The sequence below is a fragment of the Streptomyces sp. NPDC058758 genome (assembly GCF_042746075.1).
Lineage (GTDB): Bacteria > Actinomycetota > Actinomycetes > Streptomycetales > Streptomycetaceae > Streptomyces.
In genome coordinates, this window is the sequence record NZ_JBHYPS010000011.1 from 112,641 (window position 1) to 136,676 (window position 24,036).

A 24,036-nucleotide genomic window follows, 5' to 3' on the forward strand; every position below is an offset into this window, starting at 1 on the left:
CCAGGTCAAGGACCGCCTCGCCGCACGTTCGACACCGGCTTGCCGGTGTTCGTCAACCTCCATCCGTCGCCGTCCCGCTCGGCGTGGCCGAGGGCGTGGAGTTCGTACAGCCGGGCGAGGGCCTCGTCGGGGCCGGTCCCGGCGCGGCGGGCGATCTCCGCGGTGGGTGCCGGCGGGTGGACGGGGAGGGCTTCGAGGACCTGGGCGGCGGCGGGGTCGAGGAGGTCGCGGGGCAGGACGGGGCCGCGTCGGGCGGGGGCGAGGTCGCCGATGGCGCCGACGAGTTCGACGACCTCGTCGGCGTCGGTGACGAGGGTGGCGCCGTCGCGCAGCAGCTCGTGGACGCCGGCGGAGAGGGCGCTGGTGACGGGGCCGGGGACGCCCATGGTGTGGCGGCCGAGGCGGGTGGCGGCGCGGGCGGTGACGAGGGAGCCGCTGCGGTGCCGGGCCTCGACGACGACGGTGCCGCGGGTGAGGGCGGCGTTCTCTATGGGTGCACGGGCTGTGGTGTGACGTGGCACGAGGTGAGCTCGTTGATGCTCTGAGACTCGTTCTCGGGGGGTGTTGCTCTGTGGCGGGTTGTTGCACTGACCGCCAAATCTACGGAGCTGTACATGAGGGCTTTCCCTGTAGATCTTCCCTCGGGGCATCGCTACTGGACTGTCATCGACGATGACCTCCACGTCGTTCCCGTCGCCGATCAGTGGCTTCGCTTCCTTCGCTTCGGACGAAGCCGGGCCGAGCTGACAACCAAGTCGCACGCTGGTGGGGCAGCGTTCTACTTCCGCTGGTGCCTGGCGACAGGACGTGACTGGACAACGGCGGCCCGGGACCTCGGCTTGTTCATGGTCTGGCTCAAGTACACGCCGTCGCGACCAGTCAACGGCTCGACCACCGTGGTGTTCGGCCCGGGAACCAAGCCGGTCCGAGGCGAGCGACGCGTCAACGTGATCCTCACGGCGGTACGCGGCCTGCTGTCCTATGCGGTGTCGGTGGGGGAAGCGCCGCGCTCAGTTCTCGGGCAGCTCTACGAACTGGGCGACAGCCGTGATCTCCCGGCCGAGGCTCAAGGCGAGGACAGCGGCTTGTCCCTCCGGCTCAAGGCCCGGCACCGGCTGCAGGAGCCGGAGGCGGACGTCGACCGGGCCACCGACGAGGAGATGGTCGGCATGCTTCACGGGTGCCACAGCGCCCGCGACCGTCTGATCGTGCTGCTGGACGGACGGGTCGGCCTGCGCCGCGGCCAGATCACGGGCCTGCACCGCAGCGACTGCCATCTGCTGCCCGACTCACGTGCCCTTGGCTGCGACTACGAAGGCGCCCACGTCCACGTCAAGCGCCGAGACAACGCCAACCGCGCATGGTCGAAGTCCAAGAAGGAGTGGATCCAGCCCCTCGACTTCCTCGTCGTCCAGGCCTTCGACCAGTACTTCGACGAACGTCACGAGATCCTCGGCGCCGGGGGCAGCGACTTCCTGCTGGTCAACCTCTTCCGAGAGCCGCTGGGGGCACCGATGCCGCCGGACGCTCTCAACGAGCTGTTCGACCGCCTGAGCCGGCGCGCGAAGCTGTCCCGGAGGGTCACGCCGCACATGGGGCGCCGGGCGTTCGGCAGCAACGTCGCGGATGCCGGCGGCTCGCCCGACGAGGTCCAGGCACTGCTCGGGCAGGATTCCCCGGAGTCGGTCCGTCCCTACCTGATCCCGGACAGGGCCCGGCTGAGGGAGGCCGTCGAACGTGTTCCCTCGCCGCGGGGGCTGCACCGACGGGAGGGCCGGTGATGGCAACGCCTCTGCCTCTCGTCGGAGATCCCGAGGACACCCGGACTCAGGAGATCATCGACGCCCTGGACCCGGAGTTCTTGCAGTTGCTCAGCTGGGACTGGGACCTGCGGGTGATCTTCTATCCGAAGAGCCACCCCGTCCTGGGCATGCCGGACTGCCAGGTCACCGGCTGCGAGAAGGGCACGTACTTCGGCGACCCGATGTGTCTTGGATGCCGGGTCCGCTGGAAGAAGACAGGGCTGCCGTTTAACGAGTTCGTCGCGACGGCGAGAAGGACCTGGCGGTCGATCGGGCAGGAGCCCTGCAGGGTGGCCGGCTGCCAGCGCCCCTGGAAGGGCAAGGGTCCTCTGCTCTGCGATGCCCATCACTTCCAGCGCACCAAGACGCTCAAGCTCTCGCTCGAGGAGTACCTGCAGCATCCGGACGTGAAGCCGCTGCCGGGATTCGGCCGATGCGAGGTCGTCTCCTGTTACCGCACGCGCCACAGTCCGAAGATCGTCCACTGTCACGCCCACCAGAACCGGCTCACCGGGATGATCCGAAGGGGCGAGTTCGACGGGGACGAGGCCGCATGGCGGCTGACCGCATCGGCGGTCGCTGCGGACCGGGAGGTCAGCCTGCGGGGTCTGCCCCGCCGGGTGGTCGCCGAGATCCTCTACGTTCTGCAGGTCCGCACGACGAAGGGGATCCGGACCCGGGACTTCTGGCTGCGGCCTCTGGCCGACCGGCTCCGTGTCCTGCAGACGCCGAGCCTTCAAGAGACCATGGCCATGGACGAGACGGGCCTCGGGGCACAGGTCAGCTCGATCGTCACCGCCGGGCTGACGATCCTCGGGCGCCTGGGGGCGACCCCGGAGACCGAGTGCCGCAAGGACCTCTGGGACCTCACAGTCTTCGGTCACTCCGGCTCCTTGAACTTCACCGCCATCCAGCAACGACCACTGCGCGAAGCGATGAAGATCTGGACCTACGACGACCTCCCTCGGCGGCGAAGCAAGTCGGTCCGGCAACACCTTCAGCAGCACATCGCGGCGATGGCCTTGCTCTCGGAGAGCCTGCGGCTGCAGCGGGACGACGGCGGCCACATCCCGGCTCTTCTGAGCCGCACCGACATGGTCAACTTCTGCAACCGGCTGGCGTTCCTGGCCGAGGACGGCCAGATCAGCCAGCACACCCGGCTGAACGTGATCCGCAAAATCCGGCTGGTCATGGGCCGCATGCGGAGCCTCGGGCTGGCCTCCTCGGGCCAGGTCCTGGAGGGCATGCCCCCGCAGTTCACCCTGTTCCCCGAGGACGTTCCTGACGAGCCGGAGGACACCGAGGCTGGCAGGGATCTGCCGGACGAGGTGATGCGGCAGCTCTGCGACAACCTGGATCTGCTGGAAGAGTCCAGCAGCACGGAAGTCCGGGTCGCCACGGAGCTCATGATCGACACGGGCCGCCGCCCGGACGAGATCTGCACGCTGCCCTGGGACTGCTTGCAGCGGGAACCGGACGGTTCTCCTGTCCTTGTCTACGACAACCACAAGTCCTACCGGCTCGGCCGACGCTTGCCCATCGCCAAGGAGACCGCGGCGGTGATCACAGGACAGCAAGAACGAGTACGGCAACGATTTCCCGACACACCGGTCAGCGAGCTGAAGCTCCTGCCGACCACCCGGGCCAACCCGGAAGGGAAGAAGTCGATCGCTCTGTTCTCCGACACCCACCGCGACTGGGTCGACTCACTGCCGGAGTTCCTGATCCCGGTCGTGGTCCACGACAAAGGGGAGCCGACGACGAAGATGCTTCCCTCCGACAAGTCCAAGATCTTCACCTATGCCTACCGGCACACCTATGCCCAGCGGCATGCCGACGCCGGGGTTCCGCCCGACGTCCTCAAGGAGCTCATGGACCACCGCCAACTGAAAACTACTCAGGGTTACTACCGGGTGAGTCAGGAGCGTCGCCGCGAGGCCGTCAACCGGGTTACTGCCCTGCAGTTCGACCGGCACGGCAACCGCGTCTGGCGCAAGGCACAGAGCCTCCTGGAATCCGAGCACGTGAGGCGAGCGATCGGCGAAGTCGCCACCGCCTACGGAGTCTGCAAGGAGCCGTCCAACGTCGCGGCAGGTGGCCAGAGCTGCCCCCTCCGATTCCGCTGTCTGGGCTGCGAACACTTCAACACGGACGTCTCATACCTGCCCGACCTTGAGGCATATCTCGCTGACCTGCTGCGAAGCCGAGAACGGCTGATGTCCGCGTTCGAAGCAGACGACTGGGCCCGCAGCGAGGCGATGCCCTCCGAGGAGGAGATCCGTCGAGTCCGCCGGCTCATCAATCGCGTCAAGGCTGACCTCGACGACCTGACCCCGGAAGACCGGGCACAGATCGAGCAGGCCATCTCCGTGGTCCGGCGAAGCCGGACAGTGATGCTCGGCATGCCACGCGTCGGCCAGCCACTGCCCGACGTCCGTCCCAGGAGGTCAGCATGAGTTCCGCCATGGCCGACGGCCGCAAAGCCGACTCTGAACGCCGCCGGAAACGCGTGATGGCAGCGATCAAGAACGCGACCAAGGACAACGCCCCAATCAGCGTCTCCTCCATCGCCCGCCAGGCAGGAGTGGATCGCACCTTCCTCTATCGCCACCGCGACCTCCTCGCCCTGGTCCACGCCGCCGAACTCGAACCGTCCCGGAACGACCCGAGCACCGCTTCACCAGTGAGCCTGGCCTCGCTACAGGTCGACCTCGCCAACGCTCACGACCGCAACACCAGACTCGTCTCCCGAGTCCAGCAGCTGGAGAACCGTCTGTCGAAGCTCATGGGTGAACAGACCTGGCGCGAGTCCGGTCTGGGCGCCCCCACGGACATCGAGGAGCTCCAGCGCACGATCACCCGGCTGGAACAGAGGAACGTCGAGCTGGCGTCGAACCTGGAGGAACGGAATGCAGAGCTGGAGGCTGCTCGGGCCGCCAACCGAGAACTGACCCGCTCTCTGAACTTGATGGCGGGATCGGAAAATCGATGATCACCATCCAGAGAGGAACAGACAAGTGCGTTTCACGCCAACGCCCTAACATGGAATGACCGGGCCGCAGGGATCGAGGTTCCTCATGAAGAAGCCGATCGACAAGGTCAAGCGCCAGGAGATCCGCCTCCGGCGGACCCGAAAAGTCACGCCAGAGGAGAGAGAGGGTGCCCTCACTCGCCTTGCGGAGCGCGCGAAGAAGGGGCAGTTTGATCACCTCTTGGATGAGCATCGACAGCACGCCTCCAAGAGGAACCAGTGAAGGCGGCACATCATGCCCACCTCTCCCTGCACCTATCTGATCGACACCTGCGCCGCCTCGACGATCCTGAGCGAAGCTGACCTTCGAGCAGACTGGCACGACCGGCTCACTCAAGGACTCGTGGCCATGTGTCCTGTGATCCTCCTAGAAATGCTGTCCAGCGCGAGAAACCCTGGTGATCGCATCGAACTCCAGGAAGACTTGGACACGCTGTTCGTGCCAGTCTTCTCTGCAGACTTCGCAGACGAAATCGCGTTGGACTTCCAAGAGGAGATAACCAACCACACGTGGCAGCGATCACCCCGCGCAATTGATCTGCTCTGCGCAGCCAACGCCGCCCTTTTTGGGCTTCAGACCCTCAGCCTTGACGCCGACTTCGTGCGCATCTCTGAAGCTACAGGACTGGTCAACACTCGGATTCACCGCGACGCGAATCCACTCGCCCAACCTCAGTTCTGGGAGTCCACGACTCCGCAGGCGCCCCTTGGCCAGGTCGCCTAAAGCTGATCACCCGAACTAGCGATTGCACCACACGTGTTGCGCTAGCTACGGTCATCAGAACCGCCACTGAGCTGCGGAAACGAGTTAGCTGAGCCATCGCGACAGCCGCTTGCCCCAGAGAATGGGCGATGACGCGGTTGCGGAGGATGAAGCGGCTGGGGGTGGGGTGGCTTCCGGGTGGGAGTTCGCCGATGAGGAGTCCCTGGTGGCCGATGCGGTCGAGGAGTCCGGCGTGGCCTCGGGGGTAGGGGGTGTCGACGCCGCTGGCGAGGACGGCGGCGGTGGCTCCGCCGGCGGCGAGGGCGCCTCGGTGGGCGGCGCCGTCGATGCCGTAGGCGGCTCCGGAGACGACGACCCAGCCGTGGCGGCTGAGGCCGGTGGCGAGTTCGGCGGCGGTGTGGGCGCCGTAGGGGGTGCAGGCGCGGGCGCCGACGAGGGCCACGGAGCGCAGTGCCCAGGTGCGCAGGGGGGCGGGGCCCCGGATCCAGAGGCCGATGGGCCGGGTGGCGCCGAGGTCGTCGAGCTGGGTGGGCCAGTCGGGGTCGCCGGGGACGAGGAAGCGGCCGCCGAGCCGGGTGATGCGGTCGAGGTCGGCTTCGGGCGCGGTGGTGCGGGCGCGGTGGCGCCAGCCGGCGAGGCGGCGGGGGCCGGTGCCGGGCAGCGGGGGTTCCCGGGGGTCGCGGAGGAGGGCCAGGAGTCGGGTGGCTCCGTGGGTGCGGAGCGCGTGGCCGGCTTGTTCGTCGCCGGGTTCGAGGATGCGGGTGAGGGCAGCGCGGGCGAGGCGTTCGGTGTCGGAGGCAGGGGCGGTGTCGGAGGCAGGGACGGTGTCGGAGGCAGGGGCGGGGGCGGGGGTTTCGGTGGGGTGGTGGTCGGTCACGGTCGGTCTCCGGTGGTGAGGGGGACGCCTCGGGCGATGCCGGTGCGGAGTTCGAGGGCGTGGGCGATGTCGTCGTGGTCGGGGCGGTCGTGTCCGGCGAGGTCGGCGATGGTCCAGGCGACGCGGAGGACGCGGTCGAGGCCGCGGGCGGTGAGGAGTCCTCGTTCGATGTCGCGTTCGGCGTGGGCGAGGGCGCCGGGGGCGGCGAGGTAGCGGGTGCGGAGTTCGTGGCCGGGGATCTCGCTGTTGAGGGTCCAGGGGGTGCCGGTGAGGCGGGCGGTGGTGCGGGCGCGGGCTTCGCGGACGCGGTCGGCGACGGTGGTGGTGGGTTCGCCCCGGCTGCCGCGGCCGAGGAGGTCGTTGCGGGTGACGGGTTCGGCTTCGACGCGGAGGTCGACGCGGTCGAGGAGGGGGCCGGAGAGGCGGGCCTGGTAGCGGCGGACGGCGGAGGGCGGGCATTCGCAGCCGGCGCCGTGGAGGGTGTGGCGGCCGCAGGGGCAGGGGTTGGCGGCGAGGGCGAGGAGGAAGCGGGCGGGGAGGCGGACGACGCCGGCGGCGCGGGCGATGACCACGTGCCCGGATTCGAGGGGCTGGCGGAGGGCGTCGAGGGATTTGGCGGAGAACTCGGGGGCTTCGTCCATGAAGAGGACGCCTCGGTGGGCGAGGGAGACGGCGCCGGGCCGGGGGACGCCGTTCCCGCCGCCGACGAGGGACTGCATGGTGGCGGAGTGGTGGGGCGCGCAGTAGGGGGCGCGGCGGACGAGGGGTTCGCCGGGCGGGAGGATGCCGGCGACGGAGTGGACGGCGGTGACTTCGAGGGATTCCTGTCGGGTGAGGGGCGGGAGGATGCCGGGGAGCCGTTCGGCGAGCATGGTCTTGCCGGCGCCGGGTGGTCCGGTGAGGAGCAGGTGGTGGCCGCCGGCGGCGGCGATCTCCAGGGCGCGGCGGGCGGTGTGCTGTCCGGCGACATCGGCGAGGTCGGGGCCTTCGCCGGGGTCGGGGGCGAGTCCGGTGCCGATGCCGGCGCCGGGGACGAGGAGTCCGGCGAGCATGGCGTCGGGCCGGCCGTGTTCCGCGGGGTCCTCGTCGGGGACGGGTTCGCCGGTGAGGACGGCGATGAGCTGGCGGAGGGTGCGGACGCCGAGGACGGAGACGCCGGGGACGAGGGAGGCTTCTCCGGCGGTCTGCTCGGGGACGACGACCTGGTGGTATCCGGCGTCGGCGGCGGCCAGGACGGCGGGGAGGATGCCGCGGACGGGGCGGATGCGTCCGTCGAGGCCGAGTTCGCCGATGAGGACGAGGTCGGCGATGGAGCGCGGGTCGATGCGTTCGGCCGCGCCGAGGACGCTCGCGGCGATGGCGAGGTCGAATCCGCTGCCGGATTTGGGGACGGAGGCGGGGCTGAGGCCGACGGTGAGTTTCTTCTGGGGCCATTCGGCTCCGGAGTTGACGAGGGAGGCGCGGACGCGGTCGCGGCTCTCGCTGAGGCTCTTGTCGGGGAGGCCGACGAGGGTGAAGGCGGCGACGCCGGGTTCGAGGTCGGCCTGGACCTCGACGACGACGCCTTCGACGCCGACGAGGGCGACGGAGCAGGTGCGGGCGAATCCCATCTCAGGCCACCCCCCGGGCGTGGGTGAGGACGGGGGCGCCGCGGCGGGGCAGGACGATGCCGATGAGGTCGATGCGGACGCCGCCCGCGGGGGGCGGGGTGCCGGTGTGGTCGAGCCAGCAGGCGGCGAGGTGCAGGAGCCGGGCGGTCTTGTGCGGGGTGACGGCGGCCATGGGGTGTTCGAAGGCGCCGATCCTTCGGGTCTTGACCTCGCAGATGACGAGGGTCTTGCCGTCGCGGGCGACGATGTCGATCTCTCCCGCCCGGCCGTGGCGCCAGTTGCGGGCGAGGATGTGCAGGCCGGTCTCGGTGAGCCGGCGGGCCGCCAGTTCTTCTCCGTACCGTCCGAGTGCTTGGGTCGCGTTCATGGGACCACCTCCGTCACCGACTGTGACGGAGGTGGCGCCGGGCGTGTGCGGGGCTGTGGACGAGTGGGCGGTCGCGGGAGACCGGCTCACTCACACGGGTGAGAGGAGCGGGGTCAGCTGCCGGGCAGTTCGAGGTCGCTCTTGTTGAGCTCCTCGATGTTGACGTCCTTGAAGGTGAGGACGCGGACCTGCTTGACGAACCTGGCGGGCCGGTACATGTCCCAGACCCAGGCGTCGGCCATGCTGACTTCGAAGAAGACCTCGCCCTGGACCGAGTGCACCTGCATCTCGTAGTCGTTGGTGAGGTAGAAGCGGCGCTCGGTCTCGATCACGTATTTGAACAGCCCGACGACGTCGCGGTACTCCCGGTAGAGCTTCAGCTCCATCTCGGTCTCGTACTTCTCGAGGTCCTCGGCGCTCATGGCATGTTCCCCTTCAGCCGTGCGTCCCCCTATTGTGCGCCAGCCGCGCGTGCCCCTAAACGATTTCCGGGGCGAGAACGACGGGCGTGCTGGGGGGTCCCTCGTCGAGCAGCGTGCGCAGCAGCTCGGCGAGCCTGATGGGGTACACGGTCTCATGGGCCGCCGACAGTTCGGCGGAGGTCCACCATCTCAGGCCGGAGAGGCTGCGGGTCTCCAGTCGGGTGAGGGCCTGGGGGCCGGGTACGGGGCCGGTGTGGCGGGTGCGGGCGAGGTAGTACCACTCGTCCTGGTCCCAGCGGCGGCCGGCGAAGGGGAACGAGCAGCGGCGGCGCCAGAGGACGGGGCCGAGTTCGACGTCGGTGAGGCCGGTCTCCTCGGCGAGTTCGCGCAGGGCGGCCTGGGCGCGGGTCTCGTCGCCCTCCAGTCCGCCGCCGGGGGTGAACCACCAGGTGTCGGTGGGGTCGTCGGGTTCGTGGCCGTGCATGAGCAGGACGCGGTCGTCGGGGTCGAGCAGGATCACCCGCGCGACCTGCCGGACCGTGTCGCCGGCCGCGCCCGTGTCGCCGGAACCCGGGCCCGTACCGCCGGAACCGGGACCCGCGCCCCCGGAACCCGGGCCCGCACCGCCCGAGCCCGGGCCCACGCCCGTAGCGCCCGGAGCGGAGCCCGTACCGCTCGTCATGCCTTCACCTTCTCCCGGGCGGGCTTGCGGCGCCCTGCCAGCAGCTTGGCCAGGGGGCCGTGGGCGGCGCCGGCGAGGATGAGGAAGGCGCCGGCGGCGATGGCGGTGAGGAGGAGGCCGACGGGGCCGGGGGTGGAGACGCCGCCGGGGAGGGCGGCGAAGGCGGCCGGCCGGTCCACGAGGCCGCCGTCGAGCGGCCAGACGACGGAGTCGACGCGGGCGACGACGGTGGCGCGGGGCACCGAGCCCTGGGCGGCGTCCTCCAGGTGGCTGCGGGAGTCGAGGGAGGTGGTGCGGTCGTCGCCGAGGAGGAAGAGGCTGTCCTCGGGGACGGTGGCGTGGAACTCCTCGGGGACGACGCCGCCCGCGCCGCCCGTCCCGGACTCCAGGTAGGGCTCGTCGATCGGGGTGCCGTTGACGGTGAGGCGGCCGTCGGTGCCGCAGCAGGCGACGGTGTCGCCGCCGATGCCGACGACCCGCTTGACCATGGTGGCGCCGCCCCACAGCGGGTCCTTGAAGACGACGACGTCGCCGCGTCGCACCTCGTCGCCGTCGATCCGCTGGGCGAGGACCTTGGAGCCGGTGGCGAGGGTGGGGGCCATGGAGCCGGTGGGGACGGTGTAGGGCTGATAGAGCAGGGCTCCGCCGGCGAAGCCGCCGAGGAAGAGCAGAAAGCCGACGGCCACGGCCAGCCCGGACAGCACGCTGCCGAGCCGGCCGTGGCCGTCGCGGTTCTCGGTCGTTCCGCTCATGTGCACCCCAGAGGTCTGTCGACGGTCTGGGACGGCACCCTACCCGCGGGAAGCTACTCGGCGGTATGCCGTGCGGCCCGCTTCCTCCGGCGCCAGAGCACCAGGGGGAGGGCTCCGGCGAGGCCTGCCGCAGCCGGGGCCATCGCCGGGGCGGCGGCGGCCGGGTCGAGGCCGGGCTGGTCGAAGACGTCCGGGACCGGGAGGGTGGCCCAGCGGGTGATCGGCCAGGCGACGACCACGGCGCGGCCGACGACCTGGTCGTTGGCGATGGTGCCGCCGCCGGGGAGTTCCTGGTGGAAGCGGGAGTCGAGCGAGTTCTGCCGGTTGTCGCCCATGACCCAGATGCGGTCCTGGGGGACCTTGATCGGGCCGAAGGAGTCCTGGCAGGGGACGGAGCCGGGGTAGAGGTAGGCGGTCTCGTCGAGTTCCTTGCCGTTGAGGACGACCTTGCCGCCCTCCTTGCAGGAGACGGTGTCGCCGCCGACCGCGATGACCCGCTTGATGAGGTCCTTCTCCTCGGCGGACGGCATGAGGCCGATGAAGCTGAGGAACTTCTGGACCGCGTTGGGCTTGGGGGTCTCGGCGGTCTCCAGCCAGCCGCCCGGGTCGTGGAAGACGACGACCTCGCCGCGCTCGGGCTCGGAGCCGAACCAGGGGGTCAGCTTGTCGACGAGGACCCGGTCGCCCTTCTTCAGGGTGTTCATCATCGATTCCGAGGGAATCGAGAACGCCTGCACCAGGAAGGTCTTGATGAGCAGGGCGAGGATCAGCGCGATGCCGATGAGGAGGGGCAGCTCCTTCCAGAAGGAACGCTGCCTGGGCCGCGCGTCCGTCCCCTCGGTGCTCCCGGCGTCGTCGGTCCCGTCGCCGTGGTCCGGCCGGTCGCCGGACGGCGGCGTGCCGCCGCTGTTGTTCTCTTCCGTCACGTTCTCACCTCTGGCCCCGTCGGCCCTGTCCTCGGGCCCGTCGTGTCCGGAACGTGCGCCGACGGCCACTTCCCCCACATCCACTCCTCACTCCGTGCAACTGCCCGTCCCGGAACAGGGACAGGCCCGCCACTCCCATAACGAGCAGGAGTTCCGCAGGGGTCGGCGGCCAGGGCATTCCGTTCACGTTCCGCGAGGACACACTATGCGACATGCCGAGCGCGGTCTCGGAGGTCGCACGTCCGTCCGGCACGGCGGCGAAGGTGTCCCGCTCCTCCAGGCCGCGCCAGTGGCCGAGCGGCCAGGCGATCGCCACGGCGCGGCCCACGACCTGTTCCTCGGCGACGGTGCCCCGGCCCGGCTCGTCCAGGTGGTAGCGCGAGTCGGCGGAGTCGGAGCGGTGGTCGCCGAGGACGAAGATCCGGCCCTCGGGGACCTTCACGTCGAAGGGGATCGTGGAGGGCTTGTCGCCGGGGTTGAGGTACGGCTCGTCCACCGGGACGCCGTTGACGGTGATCCGCCCGTCGTCGCCGCAGCAGCGGACGGTGTCGCCGCCGACCGCGATCACCCGCTTGATGAGGTCCCGTTCGTCGGCGGAGGGCATCAGGCCGATGAAGGTCAGCGCCTGCTTGACCTGCTTGATGCCGACGGGGTCGTCGGCGGCGGGGGCGGGCTCCTGGTGGAGCCAGTTGCCGGGGTCCTTGAAGACCACGACGTCCCCGCGCCGGGGCTCGGAGCCGAACCACGGGGTGAGCTTGTCGACGACCACCCGGTCGTGGATGCGGATCGTCTGCTCCATGGAGCCGGAGGGGATGACGAACGCCTGGACGAGGAAGGTCTTGAGGACGAGCGCGATCAGCACCGCGACGCCGACGAGGATGGGGATCTCCCGGAGGGCGGAGCGCTGCCGGCGGCGCTTGACCTTGCGGGCGAGCCTGCGGCGTTCGGCGCGGCCGGGCGGCGGCGCGTCGGTGCCGCCCGGTTCGCCGGCCGCCCGGCGGCCGCGGCTACCCATGTCCCCTCCCCCGCGGGCCGGTCGGGTGTCCGCCGGCCGGGGGCGCCGGTACGGAGTCGTACGCGTCGGTCTCGGTCACGGTGGTCCAGCGGCCGAAGGGCCAGACGGTCCAGTCGGCGCGGCCGACGACCCGGTCGACGGGGACGACGCCGCCACCGGGGCTGCCGAGGTGGTCACGGGAGTCGCTGGACTGGCTGCGGTGGTCGCCCATCACCCAGAGGGTGCCCGGGGGGACGACGATGTCGAAGGGCACGTCGGAGGGGCGGTCGCCGGGGGTGAGGTACGGCTCCTGGACGCGGGCGCCGTTGACGGTGATCCGGCCGGTGCCGTCGCAGCAGACGACCCGGTCGCCGCCGACGCCGACGACCCGCTTCACGAAGTCGGTCTCGTCGGGGGCCGCGAGCCCGAGGGCGGCGGCCGTGTCGTGGAGCAGGCCGGTGACGGGATCGCCCGCCGGCTCCTCCTGGACGAAGGATCCGGTGCCGTCGAAGACGACGACGTCGCCGCGGCGCGGCTCGCTGCCGAAACGGTACGCCAGCTTGTTGACCATGATCCGGTCCCCGACCTGGAGGGTGGGTTCCATGGAGCCGCTGGGGATCAGGAAGGGCTGGGCCACGAAGTGGCTGAGGAGCAGCAGGAAGACCACGCAGGCGGCGCCGAGCAGGCCCGTCCTGCGCCAGGAGGGGCCTGAGGGGTCGCGTCCGGAGCCGGTGTCCGGGTCCTCCTCGGGCTCCTCGGAAACGCGCACGGAGCGCGACCCGTCGTCCGGGGCCGGATCCGTCGGGGGATCGGCCGGGGAGGAGGGGTCGCGCTCCGTGTGCTGTGCTTCGGTGTCCATCGGGGGGTGAGCCTATCCGGCCCGCCTGTACGGGGAGCGTGAAGCGTCGCGCGAGGGGTGAGCCGGAGCTCAGTTGTCGCGCTTCTCCTTGATCTTCGCGGCCTTGCCGCGCAGCTCGCGGAGGTAGTAGAGCTTGGCGCGACGGACGTCACCGCGGGTCACGAGCTCGATCTTCTCGAAGATCGGGCTGTTGACCGGGAAGGTGCGCTCGACGCCGACGGAGAACGAGACCTTGCGGACGGTGAAGGTCTCGGAGACGCCGGAGCCCTGGCGGCGGATGACGACGCCCTTGAACTGCTGGATGCGGGAGCGGTTGCCCTCGATGACGCGCACGTGGACGTTCACGGTGTCGCCGGGACGGAAGGCGGGCAGGTCGGAGCGGAGGGAAGCCGCGTTCACCTGGTCGAGCAGGGAGGCCATGGAGGTCTCTTTCCTCGCCGATGCCACAGGTCATCAGCGGTGACGTACGAATCATGGGAGTGCCGTACGGTCGATGGCGGGCGGCTCCCCCTGTGGCAGGGGCGCGCGCCGGACGTACGGCGGTCGCCTATTCTTCCACGCCCTCGACCCTGCGCCAAAATCGGCCGCCGGGCTCGGGGGCCCAGCCGAGGATCGAGAGGGTCTCGCGGTCCTTCTTGTCGAAGGCGGCGGGGTCGCAGCGCTCGATGAGGTCGGGCCGGTTGGCGGCGGTGCGGCGGAAGGCCTCGTCGCGGCGCCAGCGGGCGATCTTGCCGTGGTGGCCGCTGACCAGCACGTCGGGGATGGCGTGGCCGCGCCACTCGGGGGGCTTGGTGTAGACGGGGCCTTCGAGGAGGTTGGCCATGGCGCCGGGGGCGAAGGAGTCGTCGCGGTGCGACTCGGCGTTGCCGAGGACGCCGGGCAGGAGGCGGGCGACGGCCTCGGTGATCACCAGGACGGCGGCCTCGCCGCCGGCGAGCACGTAGTCGCCGATGGAGACCTCGTAGACCGGCACGCGGGTGGCGTACTCGTCCATCACCCGGCGGTCGATGCCCTCGTAGCGGGCCGGGGTGAAGATCAGCCAGGGCCGTTCGGAGAGCTCGACGGCGAGTTCCTGGGTGAAGGGGCGGCCGCTGGGGGTGGGGACGACGAGGACGGGGCCGTGGGCTCCGGCGTCGTAGCCGTCGGCGAGGGTCTGGTCGAGGGCCTCGCCCCAGGGCTCGGTCTTCATGACCATGCCGGGGCCGCCGCCGTAGGGGGTGTCGTCGACGGTGTTGTGCCGGTCGTACGTCCACCGGCGCAGGTCGTGGACGTGGACGTCGAGCTGTCCGCGGGCGCGTGCCTTGCCGACGAGGGAGACGTTCAGCGGTTCGAGGTACTCGGGGAAGATCGTGACGACGTCGAGCCTCATGCCTGGCCGTCCTCTTCGGCGTCCTCCGCGGACTCGTCGTCGCGGGCGGAGGCGATCTCGGCGCGGTCGTCGATGAGGCCGGGCGGCGGGTCGATGACGGCCCGCTGGTTCTCCAGGTCGATCTCGGTGACGATCTGCTCGACGAAGGGGATCATCAGCTCGGTGCCGTCGGGGCGTTCCACGATGAACAGGTCCTGCGAGGGCAGGTGGGAGATCTCGGTGATGACGCCGATCTCGGTGCCGTCGGCGAGGACCACGTCGAGGTCGACGAGCTGGTGGTCGTAGTACTCGTCCTCCTCCTCGGGGAGTTCCGCCGGGTCGACCTCGGCGATGAGGAGGGTGTTGCGGAGCGCTTCGGCGGCGTTGCGGTCGCGGACGCCCTCGAAGCGGAGGAGCAGCCGGCCGCTGTGCACCTTGCCGGACTCGATGGTCAGCGGACCGGCGGAGGCCGGGTCGGTGAGCAGGACGGCGCCGGGAGCGAGCCGCAGTTCGGGCTCGTCGGTGCGCACCTCCACGGTGACGTCGCCCCTGATCCCGTGGGCGCGGCCGATCCGCGCGACTACCAACTGCACTGGATGAACTCTTCCTGTCGTACGGCAACGGGCCGGGGTGGGCGGTCTGCCCTCCCCGGCCCGTGCCGGTGTCAAACTTTCAGCGGACCTGGTCCACGTCGACGAGGTCGACGCGGATGCCACGGCCGCCGATGGCGCCCACGACGGTGCGCAGCGCGCGAGCGGTGCGGCCGTTGCGGCCGATCACCTTGCCGAGGTCGTCGGGGTGGACCCGGACCTCCAGCACGCGGCCGCGACGCAGGTTGCGCGAGGCGACCTGCACGTCGTCGGGGTTGTCGACGATGCCCTTCACGAGGTGCTCGAGAGCCTCCTCGAGCATGATCAGGCCTCGGTGGTGGACTCGGCCTCGGCCTCGTCCGCCTTCGCCTTCTTGGCCTTCGGGGTGATGGCCTCACCCTTGTCCTCGGCACCCTCGAGCGCCTTGGCGAACTCGTCGAAGGAAGCGCGCTTCTCTTCCTTGGTCGCCGGGGCGAGCAGCGGCTTCTCCGGGGCGGGGAGGCCCTTGTGCTTCTGCCAGTCGCCGGTGAGCTTCAGGATGGCGAGGACGGGCTCGGTCGGCTGGGCGCCGACGGAGAGCCAGTACTGCGCGCGCTCGGAGTCGACCTCGATGCGCGACGGGTTGTACGTCGGGTGGTAGAGGCCGATCTCCTCGATCGCGCGGCCGTCACGGCGGGTGCGCGAGTCGGCGACGACGATGCGGTAGTGCGGCTGGCGAATCTTGCCGAGGCGCTTGAGCTTGATCTTGACTGCCACTGGAGTGGTGTCTCCTGGTCTTGACGTGGTGGGGCACTTGAGATGCCACGTGGGGTTGCGGTACTCGGGTGCCCGATGGACGCGTCAGCCGGAGGAGAGAGGGGTCCTGTGCGACTGTCGAGTACAGCTGTCCATTGTGCCACACGCCGCCGCGCCGCTCGCCGCCGGGTCAGCCGGCGGCGCCCACCGTCTCGGGGATCCGGAAGGGCTTGCCGCAGCCGCCGCACACGATCGGGGCCTGGGCGAGCACCGAGGGCACCACGCGCACGTTGCGCCCGCAGTCGCAGACGGCCTTGACGCGGACGCCGCCGCCCGAGGAGCCGTGCCGGGCGGCCGGTCCGCGGAAGGAGCGCTTGGTGTCGGAGGCCGTGGCGACCGTGTGCGCCTTGAGGGCTCGCTGGAGCCGCTCGATGGTGGGCCGGTACCGCCGCTTCGCCTCGGGGTTGAGCGTGACCAGGGAGAAGCCGCTGCTGGCGTGCGGCTCCTCGGGATGGTCGAGGCCCATCTCCTCGGCGATCGCGAGGAATCTGCGGTTGTGGTAGCGGCCGGCGCGGGAGGTGTCGCGGACACCCCGGGCGGCGGCGATGCCGTGGACTGCCTCGTGGAGCAGTCGCTCGAAGGAGAGTTCGGCGCCGCAGGCGGACGAGGACTCTCCGATCAGGGACTCGGGCGCGGCGAGGTCCGGCAGCTCGGGGTGGTGCCGCTGAATGTCGGCCCACGCCTGCGCCAGCTCTGCGGCGAGGACAGGTGGTGTCGTGCTCACGTCGGGTACAACGAGCCGGATCGCCTCCGGGTTCCATTCCGGGGCAACTCAAATATTTTGCACGTACCCGTCAGTCGGTGGCGAGGCGTCCACAGCTGGTGCACAGCGGCGCATACGCCCCGGCGCGCGGTCGTGTCACGCGCGCCGGAGCGGTGTGGGAGGGGACACTACCGGGCCGGTGCCCGAGTTCGGGCACCGGCCCCCTCCCGCGCGGGCGCGCGCCCCCGCGCCCCGTGCGCCGGGGCGCGCGGGGGTGGCCCGAACTCGTCCGGAGTCGTCCGGCGCGAGCACTGGACGCCGGGCGCGAAGCGCAGTTCCCTGACTACGGGGGGCTGTCGTCCGGCACGGAATGGGGCCTGATCCATGACACCTACGCTCGTCCCGCACCACCCCGCGCGCGACTGGGCCGAGATCCAGGAACGGATGCTCGTCCCGCTCTACGAGGCGGCCTACGAACGCCTCGGCGTGGGCCCCGGCACCCGCCTGCTGGGCCTGGACTGCGGCACCGGCCTGGCCCTGCTGATGGCGGCGGCGCGGGGCGCCTCGGCCGCCGGGGCGGAGCGGGACCACGCGCGCGTGGAGCTGGCCAGGGCCCGGCTCCCCGAGGCCGTACGGGTCACCCCGGACGTGCCGGGCGACGGCCCGTACGACGTGGTCACCGCCTTCCACGCGGCCGACCGCACCTCCTTCGGGCCGGCCGACCTCACCCGGGCGGCCCAACCGGACACGGCGGTCGTGCTGGCCGGCTGGGGACCGCCGGAGCGGTGCGCGACGGAGCCGCTGCTGCGGCTCGCGGACCGGCTGGCGGAGCGGCGCCCCTCCCCCGGTGCCGACCTGGGCGCACTCGCCGTGCGGGCCGGGCTGCGGCCGGTCGGCGCGGGGCGGGTCTCCTGCCCCTTCGGGTACGCCGACGAGGCGAGCGCGGTGCGCGGGCTGCTGTCCACCGGGGCCTTCGACGCGGCCGTGCGGCTCACCGACCTCCCGCAGGTGGAGAAGGAGATCGAGGAGGCCCTGGCCCCGTACCGGCGTCCCGACGGCACGGTGTGGATGCCGAACGTCTTCCGGTACGTCGTCGCACGCGTGGCATAGGGGCCGCGTCCGGCACGGGGCCGGGCCGCTCGGCACGGGGCCGGGCGCCTCGCACGGGCTCCCGGGCGAGGGCTTCACGCGGGCTTCGTCCCGGGCGGGCGCCTCGCACGGGCTCCCGGGCGGGGCTTCAGACGGGCTTCGTCCCGGCCGGGCGCCTCGCACGGGCGTCTCGGGCGAGGGCTTCGGGCGGGCTTCTCGTCCCGGGCGGGCGTCTCGGGCGAGGGCCTCAGGCGGGCGGCTCCGGGTTGGGGCCGACGCCCGGCTCGGGGGCGTTCGGGTCCGGGCGTGCGATGCCCGCCGCGCGGTAGGCCTCCGCCTCCTCCAGCGTCTCGTTGGCGAGCAGCGCGGCGCTGAGGGCGTCGAGCTTGTCGCGGTGCTCGCGCAGGAGGCGCACGGCGTCCTCGTAGCACTCGTCGACGATCCGGCGCATCTCGGCGTCGACGGTGTCGAGGGTCGCGGGGGCGGCGGAGAGGCCGTACGCCTGCTGGGCGTCGCTCGGGATGGCGGTGAGCCGGCCGACGGTCTCGCTCATGCCCCAGCGGCCGACCATGCCGCGGACGATGTGGGTGACCTGTTCGAGGTCGCTCTCGGCGCCGGTGGTGATGACGCCGAAGACGACCTGCTCGGCCGCCATCCCGCCGAGGGCGCCGATGATCCGGCCCCGCAGATACTCCTCCGTATAAGCGTATTTGTCGGCGTCGGGTGTGGACAACGTGACGCCGAGGGCGCGGCCGCGGGGCACGATGGTGATCTTGCGGACGGGGTCGGCGCCGGGCTGGAGCATGCCGAGGAGGGCGTGGCCGCTCTCGTGGTAGGCGGTGCGGCGGCGTTCCTCCTCGGGCATGACGAGGGGGCGTTCGGCGCCGAGCTGGACCTTCTCCAGGGCGTCGGAGAGGTCGGACTGGGTGACGGCCTTCTGTGCGCGCTTGACGGCCAGGAGGGCGGCCTCGTTGGCGAGGTTGGCGAGTTCGGCGCCGGTCATGCCGGGGGTGGTGCGGGCGACCTGCTCCAGGTCGACGTCCTTGGCGAGCGGGATCTGCCGGGTGTGGATCCTGAGGATGGCCTCGCGGCCGCCGCGGTCGGGCGGGTTGACGTGGACGATCCGGTCGAAGCGGCCGGGGCGGGTGAGGGCCGGGTCCAGGACGTCGGCGCGGTTGGTGGCGGCGAGGACGATGACGCCCTCGGAGCCGGTGAAGCCGTCCATCTCGGTGAGGATCTGGTTGAGGGTCTGCTCGCGTTCGTCGTGGCCGCCCATGCCGGAGCCGCCGCCGCGGGCCCGGCCGATGGTGTCGATCTCGTCGATGAAGATGATCGCGGGGGCGACCTTGCGGGCCTCGGCGAAGAGCTCGCGGACCCGGGAGGCGCCGACGCCGACGATCATCTCGATGAACTCGGAGGCCGAGGCGGAGAAGAAGGGCACCCCGGCCTCGCCGGCGACGGCCCGCGCGAGGAGGGTCTTGCCGGTGCCGGGAGGGCCGGCGAGGAGGACGCCGCGCGGCATCTTGGCGCCCATCTCGCGGTAGGCCTGCGGGTTCTTCAGGAAGTCGACGACGTCGTTGAGTTCGCCCTCGACCTCGTCGATGCCGGCGACGTCGGCGAAGGTGGTGCGCCTGCCGCCCTCCACCTCGACGGGCTTCGGCGGCTGCTTGCGGCCGAGCATGCCGCCGGCGCCGCCCATGCCGGCGCTCATCCGGCGGGCGATGAAGACCCAGAGGAGGACGAGGAGCAGCATCGGGGCGAGCGAGAGGAGGAGGTTGGAGAGGAAGGAGCGTTCCTGCACCACGGGTTCGGCGGTGACGGTCACCTTCTGCTTGGTCAGCTGCGCCCACAGGTCGTCGTCGGCGAAGGCGGGGCGCTGGGTCTGGAACTTGGTGTAGTCGCCCTTGCCGTCGGGCACCGGCTGCTTCTCCTTCAGCTGGCCCTGGATGGCGTCGCCCTTGGAGTAGATCTTGGTGACGTTCCCCGCGGCGACCTGCTTGTCGAACTCGGTGTACGAGATCGTCGGCCCGTCGCCCTCGTTGAAGAACGACAGCACGATGTTGGCGATCAGGTACACGGCGAGTGCGGTGAGGACGAGGCTGCCCCAGCCCCCCGGCATCCGCTTCTTCGGCGACGGGGGCGGCGGAGCCCCTTCCGAGCGCCAGGGCTGGTCGGTCCGGTCGCGCGGGGGTACGGGGTTGGCCACTGGGCTCTCCTCGGGGCGGCAGTGGCCCCAGTATCGAAGATCATGACAAAGGAGGCATTCCGGGTGGTCCGGGCGGACGAAGAAGGGCCCGGGGCGGTTTCGGTGAGACGAAACCGCCCCGGGCCCTTCGAGCCGACGGGTGGGCGACGGGTGTCAGCCCATGAACTTCTTGAACTCGTCCGGGAGCTCGAAGTCCTGCGGGCCCTGGCCGGCGCCCGGCAGCCCGAAGGCGCCGCCCTGCTGGGCCTGCTCCCGCCTCTCCTGGGCCGCCTGCTCCTCGGCCTTCCGCTTCATCGGGTTGCCGCTCTTGCGCTTGCCCTTGGCCTGCTTGACCTGCTTCTTCTGCCGGCCGGGGCCGCCGCCCATGCCCGGGATGCCGGGCATGCCGGGCAGGCCGCCGCCCTGGGCCATGCGGGACATCATCTTGCGGGCCTCGAAGAACCGCTCGACCAGGCCCTTCACGGCGCTGACCTCGACGCCGGAGCCCTTGGCGATGCGGGCGCGGCGGGAGCCGTTGATGATCGTCGGGTCCTGGCGCTCGGCCGGGGTCATCGACTTGATGATGGCCGCGGTGCGGTCCACCTCGCGCTCGTCGATGTTGGCGATCTGCTCCTTCATCTGGCCCATGCCGGGCAGCATGCCGAGGAGCTTGGAGATGGAGCCCATCTTGCGGACCTGCTCCATCTGGGCGAGGAAGTCGTCCAGGGTGAAGTCCTGGCCCTTCTTCGACGCGAGCTTCGAGGCCATCTTGGCGGCCTCTTCCTCGTCGAAGGTCTGCTGGGCCTTCTCGATGAGCGAGAGCATGTCGCCCATGCCGAGGATGCGGGACGCCATGCGGTCCGGGTGGAACGCGTCGAAGTCGTCCAGCTTCTCGCCGTTGGAGGCGAACATGATCTGCTTGCCGGTGACGTGCGCGATGGAGAGCGCGGCACCGCCGCGGGCGTCGCCGTCGAGCTTGGAGAGCACCACGCCGTCGAAGCCGACGCCGTCGCGGAAGGCCTCGGCGGTGTTGACCGCGTCCTGGCCGATCATGGCGTCGACGACGAAGAGGATCTCGTCGGGGCCGACGGCGTCGCGGATGTCCGCGGCCTGCTGCATCAGCTCCTGGTCGATGCCCAGGCGGCCGGCGGTGTCGACGATGACGACGTCGTACAGCTTGGTGCGCGCGTACTCGATGGAGTCCTTGGCGACCTGGACCGGGTCGCCGACGCCGTTGCCCGGCTGCGGGCCGTAGAAGGCGACGCCCGCGCGGTCGGCGACGACCGAGAGCTGGTTGACGGCGTTGGGGCGCTGGAGGTCGCAGGCGACGAGCAGCGGCGAGTGGCCCTGCCCCTTCAGCCAGAGGCCGAGCTTTCCGGCGAGGGTGGTCTTACCGGCGCCCTGGAGACCGGCGAGCATGATCACGGTGGGCGCGGTCTTGGCGAACCGCAGCCGGCGGGTCTCGCCGCCGAGGATCGAGATCAGCTCGTCGTTGACGATCTTGATGACCTGCTGGCTGGGGTTCAGCGCCTTGGAGACCTCGGCGCCGAGGGCCCGCTCCTTGACGTTCTTGATGAACGCGCGGACGACCGGCAGGGCGACGTCGGCCTCGAGGAGGGCGATACGGATTTCCCGGGCCGCGCTGTCGATGTCCTGCTCGGAGAGGCGGCCTTTGCCCCGGAGGGACTTGAAAGTCGCGCTGAGGCGGTCGGAAAGCGTATCGAACACGGTGGTCGCGATCCTCGGGTCGGGGCGGATGGTCGCCACCCAGGGTATCCGGAGCCGGGCGGGCGCTGTCCTCGCCGGTCGGATCGGCCGGCGAGGTCCTGCTCACCCCAGCGCCGCCTCCAGTGCCCGGGCCAGGTCGATCGCCTCCTCGTCCGGGAGGAGGGAGCCGTCGGGACGGGTCACGTACAGGGTGTCCACGGCGTTGGCGCCGAGCGTGGAGACGTGGGCGCTGCGGACGCGGACCGCCGCCCCCTCCAGGGCCCGGCCGATGCGGTGGAGGAGGCCGGGGGCGTCCTGGGCGCGGACCTCCAGGACGGTGGCGAGGCGGGAATCGGCGGGGGCGACGGTGACGCGGGGCGGCGGGGCCGGGACGCCGCGGCGGCGCGGGTAGGCGGCCTCGCGCTCGGCGAGGCGGGCGGGGATGTCGAGGGAGCCGTCGAGGGCGCGCAGCAGGTCGGCGCGGAGCCGGTGGCCCTGGGGCAGGGAGCCGTACTCGGCGGCGACCCGCCAGGCGAGGACGAGGACGGAGCCGGGGCCGGAGCCGAGTTCGGCGGGGAGTTCCACGGCGCGCAGGTCGGCGGCGCGGACGGTGAGCCGGTGGAGGGCGAGGACGCCGGCGACGGCGGGCAGGACGCCGGGCTGGTCGGGCAGGGCGACGAGGAGTTCGGCGCCGACGGCTTCGGGCTCGTCGGGGTCGAGGGGCTGCTCGCCCCGGGTGTGGAGGGCGAGGGCGGGTTCGCCGGTGCGCAGGGCCTCGACGGCGAGCCGTTCCTGTTCGGCGCTGGGGGCGGCGGCCTCGGGGTCGGGCAGCGGCTCGCCGGCGAGGACGCCGGTGACGCGTTTGACGAGGTCGGCGACGAGGGAGGCGCGCCAGGCGGACCAGGCGGCGGGTCCGGTGGCCAGCGCGTCGGCCTCGGTGAGGGCGTGGAGGAGTTCGAGGGTTCCGACGGTGCCGACGGCGGCGGCGACGGACTGGACGGTGGCGGGGTCGTCGAGGTCGCGGCGGGTGGCGGTCTCGACGAGGAGGAGGTGGTGGCGGACGACGGTGGCGACGGTGGCGGTGTCGGTGCGGTCGAAGCCGATGCGGGCGGCGAGGTCGCGGGCGATGGTCTCGCCGGCGACGGAGTGGTCGCCGGGCCAGCCCTTGCCGATGTCGTGGAGGAGGGCGGCGACGAGGAGGAGGTCGGGCCGGCCGACGCGGCGGGTGAGGGAGGCGGCGCGGACGGCGGTCTCGACGAGGTGGCGGTCGACGGTCCAGGTGTGGACGGGGTTGCGCTGGGGGCGGTGGCGGACGCGTTCCCAGTCGGGCAGCAGGCGGGTGACGATGCCCTCGGCCTCCAGGGCCTCCCAGACGGGGACGGCGGGGGCGCCGGCGCCGAGGAGGGTGACGAGGGCCTCGCGGGCCTCGGCGGGCCAGGGCACGGGCAGCGACTTGGCGGTGGCGGCGAGCCGTCGTACGGCGTGCGGGGAGAGCGGCAGGCCGTGCTGGGCGGCCGCGGCGGCGGCGCGGAGCGGGAGGGCGGGGTCGTGTTCGGGGCGGGCGGTGAGGGCGAGGACGGCCTCGGCGTCCATCTCGACGACGCCTTCGGCGAGCGGGGTGCGCTCGACGGGCTGTTTCCGCTCGCCGGAGCGGCCGCCGAGGAGGGTGCGGAGCCGGGGGCGGGCGGAGCGGGCCTTGAGGACGCGGCCGACCTCGCGCCAGGTGACGTCGGAGGCGTACGCGACGGTGCCGGCGGCCTCGTAGACCTCGCGGAGCAGGGTGTCGGCGTCGAGGAGTCCGAGCTCCTTCGCGACGGCGTCCTGTTCCTGGAGGGCGAGGCGGTCGGTGGCGCGGCCGGTGGCGAGGTGGAGGGCGTCGCGGGCGTCGAGGAGGCGGCGGCGGGCGGTGTCGAGGCCGTCGCGGGGGGCGTCGGCGAGCCAGGAGGCGGCGACGGCGCGCAGGGCCTGGACGTCGCGGAGGCCGCCGCGGGCCTCCTTGAGGTCGGGTTCGAGGAGGAAGCGGAGCTCGCCGGCCCGTTCGGCGCGGTCGCGGCAGAGTTCGGCGAGTTCGGGGAGGCGGCGGACGGCCTGGTTGCGCCAGTCGGCGAGGACGGTGGAGCGCAGGGCGGCGGCGAGGGCGGTGTCTCCGGCGAGGGGCCGGGCGTCGAGGAGGCCGAGCTGGGCCTTGAGGTCCTCGGCGGCGGTGGCGCGGGCCTGGGCGGGGGTGCGGACGGAGTGGTCGAGGGCGATCCCGAGGTCCCAGACGGGGTACCAGAGGCGGTCGGCGAGCGCGGCGACCGCTTCCTTGGGGGCGCTGCCGTCGTGCAGCAGGAGGAGGTCGAGGTCGCTGCGCGGGGAGAGTTCGGCGCGGCCGTAGCCGCCGACGGCGACGAGGGCGACCCCCTTGGGCGGTGCGGCGGCGGCGAAGAGTCCGGCGAGCCAGTCGTCGGTGAGGCGGGCGAGGGCGGTGCGGCGCTCCGGTCCGGACGGCGCCTTCTCCCGGAGGAGCCGCAGCCGGGCCGCCGCGTAGCCTCCCCCGGGCTCCCGGCCCGGCTCGGCCGAGGGGGACCCCC

At 71.7% G+C, this 24,036-nt stretch carries 23 protein-coding genes and 2 pseudogenes; 6 read left to right on the forward strand and 19 right to left on the reverse strand.

Going from position 1 to position 24,036, the window contains the following annotated elements:
- Positions 1-5: 5 nt before the first annotated feature.
- A pseudogene (locus ACFW6A_RS16330) lies at positions 6-482 on the reverse strand (DNA-processing protein DprA); the annotation flags it as partial.
- Positions 483-614: 132 nt separating this feature from the next.
- Between ACFW6A_RS16330 and ACFW6A_RS16335 the strand changes: the two are divergent.
- The 5 genes from ACFW6A_RS16335 (at position 615) to ACFW6A_RS16355 (ending at position 5,557) form a co-directional block, all read left to right on the forward strand.
- Complete coding sequence (locus tag ACFW6A_RS16335; RefSeq protein ID WP_386641155.1) at positions 615-1,781, forward strand: tyrosine-type recombinase/integrase; 1,167 nt, start codon at positions 615-617, stop codon at positions 1,779-1,781.
- Entirely contained in the window at positions 1,781-4,258 is a 2,478-nt protein-coding gene (locus tag ACFW6A_RS16340; RefSeq protein ID WP_386641158.1) for a hypothetical protein, read from the forward strand. The genes ACFW6A_RS16335 and ACFW6A_RS16340 overlap by 1 nt, the downstream gene beginning before the upstream one ends.
- The gene (locus ACFW6A_RS16345) at positions 4,255-4,794 is read left to right on the forward strand and encodes a DUF6262 family protein (RefSeq protein WP_386641161.1); all 540 of its coding nucleotides are present in this window, start codon (positions 4,255-4,257) and stop codon (positions 4,792-4,794) included. The genes ACFW6A_RS16340 and ACFW6A_RS16345 overlap by 4 nt, the downstream gene beginning before the upstream one ends.
- Before the next feature lie 85 nt (positions 4,795-4,879).
- Positions 4,880-5,056, forward strand: a complete 177-nt coding sequence (locus ACFW6A_RS16350) for a hypothetical protein (protein WP_386641164.1) — start codon at positions 4,880-4,882, stop codon at positions 5,054-5,056.
- Between the two features lie 12 nt (positions 5,057-5,068).
- The gene (locus ACFW6A_RS16355; RefSeq protein ID WP_386641167.1) at positions 5,069-5,557 is read left to right on the forward strand and encodes a PIN domain-containing protein; all 489 of its coding nucleotides are present in this window, start codon (positions 5,069-5,071) and stop codon (positions 5,555-5,557) included.
- Positions 5,558-5,681: 124 nt separating this feature from the next.
- On the opposite strand, the pseudogene ACFW6A_RS16360 reads toward ACFW6A_RS16355, so the two are convergent.
- From ACFW6A_RS16360 to ACFW6A_RS16430, 15 genes and pseudogenes are all read right to left on the reverse strand, one after another.
- Positions 5,682-6,314: pseudogene (locus ACFW6A_RS16360) on the reverse strand (DNA-processing protein DprA); the annotation flags it as partial.
- A gap of 116 nt (positions 6,315-6,430) precedes the next feature.
- Positions 6,431-8,044: a YifB family Mg chelatase-like AAA ATPase gene (locus ACFW6A_RS16365; protein WP_351843370.1), complete on the reverse strand. Its 1,614-nt coding sequence runs from the start codon at positions 8,042-8,044 to the stop codon at positions 6,431-6,433.
- A gap of 1 nt (position 8,045) precedes the next feature.
- Positions 8,046-8,411: a YraN family protein gene (locus tag ACFW6A_RS16370; protein WP_351843372.1), complete on the reverse strand. Its 366-nt coding sequence runs from the start codon at positions 8,409-8,411 to the stop codon at positions 8,046-8,048.
- A 113-nt stretch (positions 8,412-8,524) separates the two neighbouring features.
- Positions 8,525-8,833, reverse strand: a complete 309-nt coding sequence (locus ACFW6A_RS16375) for a DUF2469 domain-containing protein (protein ID WP_005311352.1) — start codon at positions 8,831-8,833, stop codon at positions 8,525-8,527.
- A 55-nt stretch (positions 8,834-8,888) separates the two neighbouring features.
- Positions 8,889-9,515: an NUDIX hydrolase gene (locus ACFW6A_RS16380; RefSeq protein ID WP_351843374.1), complete on the reverse strand. Its 627-nt coding sequence runs from the start codon at positions 9,513-9,515 to the stop codon at positions 8,889-8,891.
- Positions 9,512-10,267, reverse strand: a complete 756-nt coding sequence (lepB, locus tag ACFW6A_RS16385; protein WP_351843376.1) for a signal peptidase I — start codon at positions 10,265-10,267, stop codon at positions 9,512-9,514. The genes ACFW6A_RS16380 and lepB (ACFW6A_RS16385) overlap by 4 nt, the downstream gene beginning before the upstream one ends.
- Before the next feature lie 53 nt (positions 10,268-10,320).
- Complete coding sequence (gene lepB, locus ACFW6A_RS16390) at positions 10,321-11,262, reverse strand: signal peptidase I (RefSeq protein WP_351843378.1); 942 nt, start codon at positions 11,260-11,262, stop codon at positions 10,321-10,323.
- Positions 11,198-12,208 carry a signal peptidase I gene (lepB, locus tag ACFW6A_RS16395; RefSeq protein ID WP_351843380.1) on the reverse strand — a complete coding sequence of 337 codons (1,011 nt, stop codon included), beginning with the start codon at positions 12,206-12,208 and terminating at the stop codon, positions 11,198-11,200. Before lepB (ACFW6A_RS16395) ends, lepB (ACFW6A_RS16390) begins: the two co-directional genes overlap by 65 nt.
- On the reverse strand, positions 12,201-13,046 hold the full coding sequence (lepB, locus tag ACFW6A_RS16400; protein WP_351843382.1) for a signal peptidase I: 846 nt from the start codon (positions 13,044-13,046) through the stop codon (positions 12,201-12,203). Before lepB (ACFW6A_RS16400) ends, lepB (ACFW6A_RS16395) begins: the two co-directional genes overlap by 8 nt.
- A 69-nt stretch (positions 13,047-13,115) precedes the next feature.
- On the reverse strand, positions 13,116-13,466 hold the full coding sequence (gene rplS, locus ACFW6A_RS16405) for a 50S ribosomal protein L19 (RefSeq protein ID WP_030496989.1): 351 nt from the start codon (positions 13,464-13,466) through the stop codon (positions 13,116-13,118).
- A 127-nt stretch (positions 13,467-13,593) separates the two neighbouring features.
- Entirely contained in the window at positions 13,594-14,415 is an 822-nt protein-coding gene (gene trmD, locus ACFW6A_RS16410; protein WP_351843384.1) for a tRNA (guanosine(37)-N1)-methyltransferase TrmD, read from the reverse strand.
- On the reverse strand, positions 14,412-14,987 hold the full coding sequence (gene rimM, locus ACFW6A_RS16415) for a ribosome maturation factor RimM (RefSeq protein ID WP_351843386.1): 576 nt from the start codon (positions 14,985-14,987) through the stop codon (positions 14,412-14,414). The genes trmD and rimM overlap by 4 nt, the downstream gene beginning before the upstream one ends.
- A gap of 79 nt (positions 14,988-15,066) precedes the next feature.
- Entirely contained in the window at positions 15,067-15,306 is a 240-nt protein-coding gene (locus tag ACFW6A_RS16420) for an RNA-binding protein (protein WP_005311361.1), read from the reverse strand.
- A 2-nt stretch (positions 15,307-15,308) separates the two neighbouring features.
- Entirely contained in the window at positions 15,309-15,740 is a 432-nt protein-coding gene (gene rpsP, locus ACFW6A_RS16425) for a 30S ribosomal protein S16 (RefSeq protein ID WP_030496986.1), read from the reverse strand.
- Positions 15,741-15,909: 169 nt separating this feature from the next.
- Positions 15,910-16,503: a hypothetical protein gene (locus ACFW6A_RS16430; RefSeq protein WP_043229367.1), complete on the reverse strand. Its 594-nt coding sequence runs from the start codon at positions 16,501-16,503 to the stop codon at positions 15,910-15,912.
- A gap of 363 nt (positions 16,504-16,866) precedes the next feature.
- Between ACFW6A_RS16430 and ACFW6A_RS16435 the strand changes: the two genes are divergently transcribed.
- Positions 16,867-17,592: a methyltransferase type 11 gene (locus tag ACFW6A_RS16435; RefSeq protein WP_351843389.1), complete on the forward strand. Its 726-nt coding sequence runs from the start codon at positions 16,867-16,869 to the stop codon at positions 17,590-17,592.
- Positions 17,593-17,818: 226 nt separating this feature from the next.
- Here ACFW6A_RS16435 and ftsH read toward each other — a convergent pair whose 3' ends face one another.
- The 3 genes from ftsH to ACFW6A_RS16450 form a co-directional block, all read right to left on the reverse strand.
- The gene (ftsH, locus tag ACFW6A_RS16440; RefSeq protein WP_351843391.1) at positions 17,819-19,777 is read right to left on the reverse strand and encodes an ATP-dependent zinc metalloprotease FtsH; all 1,959 of its coding nucleotides are present in this window, start codon (positions 19,775-19,777) and stop codon (positions 17,819-17,821) included.
- A gap of 153 nt (positions 19,778-19,930) precedes the next feature.
- Entirely contained in the window at positions 19,931-21,484 is a 1,554-nt protein-coding gene (ffh, locus tag ACFW6A_RS16445; RefSeq protein WP_351843393.1) for a signal recognition particle protein, read from the reverse strand.
- Between the two features lie 102 nt (positions 21,485-21,586).
- Positions 21,587-23,977 (reverse strand): [protein-PII] uridylyltransferase, encoded by a 2,391-nt coding sequence (locus ACFW6A_RS16450; protein WP_351843476.1) that lies wholly within the window; start codon positions 23,975-23,977, stop codon positions 21,587-21,589.
- Between the last annotated feature and the right edge of the window lie 59 nt (positions 23,978-24,036).

Coding starts and splice junctions, on each gene's coding strand:
- ACFW6A_RS16335 (WP_386641155.1), top strand. CDS start 615: ATGAGGGCTTTCCCTGTAGATCTTCCCTCGGGGCATCGCTACTGGACT.
- ACFW6A_RS16340 (WP_386641158.1), top strand. CDS start 1,781: ATGGCAACGCCTCTGCCTCTCGTCGGAGATCCCGAGGACACCCGGACT.
- ACFW6A_RS16345 (WP_386641161.1), top strand. CDS start 4,255: ATGAGTTCCGCCATGGCCGACGGCCGCAAAGCCGACTCTGAACGCCGC.
- ACFW6A_RS16350 (WP_386641164.1), top strand. CDS start 4,880: ATGAAGAAGCCGATCGACAAGGTCAAGCGCCAGGAGATCCGCCTCCGG.
- ACFW6A_RS16355 (WP_386641167.1), top strand. CDS start 5,069: ATGCCCACCTCTCCCTGCACCTATCTGATCGACACCTGCGCCGCCTCG.
- ACFW6A_RS16365 (WP_351843370.1), bottom strand. CDS start 8,044: ATGGGATTCGCCCGCACCTGCTCCGTCGCCCTCGTCGGCGTCGAAGGC.
- ACFW6A_RS16370 (WP_351843372.1), bottom strand. CDS start 8,411: ATGAACGCGACCCAAGCACTCGGACGGTACGGAGAAGAACTGGCGGCC.
- ACFW6A_RS16375 (WP_005311352.1), bottom strand. CDS start 8,833: ATGAGCGCCGAGGACCTCGAGAAGTACGAGACCGAGATGGAGCTGAAG.
- ACFW6A_RS16380 (WP_351843374.1), bottom strand. CDS start 9,515: ATGACGAGCGGTACGGGCTCCGCTCCGGGCGCTACGGGCGTGGGCCCG.
- lepB (WP_351843376.1), bottom strand. CDS start 10,267: ATGAGCGGAACGACCGAGAACCGCGACGGCCACGGCCGGCTCGGCAGC.
- lepB (WP_351843380.1), bottom strand. CDS start 12,208: ATGGGTAGCCGCGGCCGCCGGGCGGCCGGCGAACCGGGCGGCACCGAC.
- lepB (WP_351843382.1), bottom strand. CDS start 13,046: ATGGACACCGAAGCACAGCACACGGAGCGCGACCCCTCCTCCCCGGCC.
- rplS (WP_030496989.1), bottom strand. CDS start 13,466: ATGGCCTCCCTGCTCGACCAGGTGAACGCGGCTTCCCTCCGCTCCGAC.
- trmD (WP_351843384.1), bottom strand. CDS start 14,415: ATGAGGCTCGACGTCGTCACGATCTTCCCCGAGTACCTCGAACCGCTG.
- ACFW6A_RS16420 (WP_005311361.1), bottom strand. CDS start 15,306: ATGCTCGAGGAGGCTCTCGAGCACCTCGTGAAGGGCATCGTCGACAAC.
- ACFW6A_RS16435 (WP_351843389.1), top strand. CDS start 16,867: ATGACACCTACGCTCGTCCCGCACCACCCCGCGCGCGACTGGGCCGAG.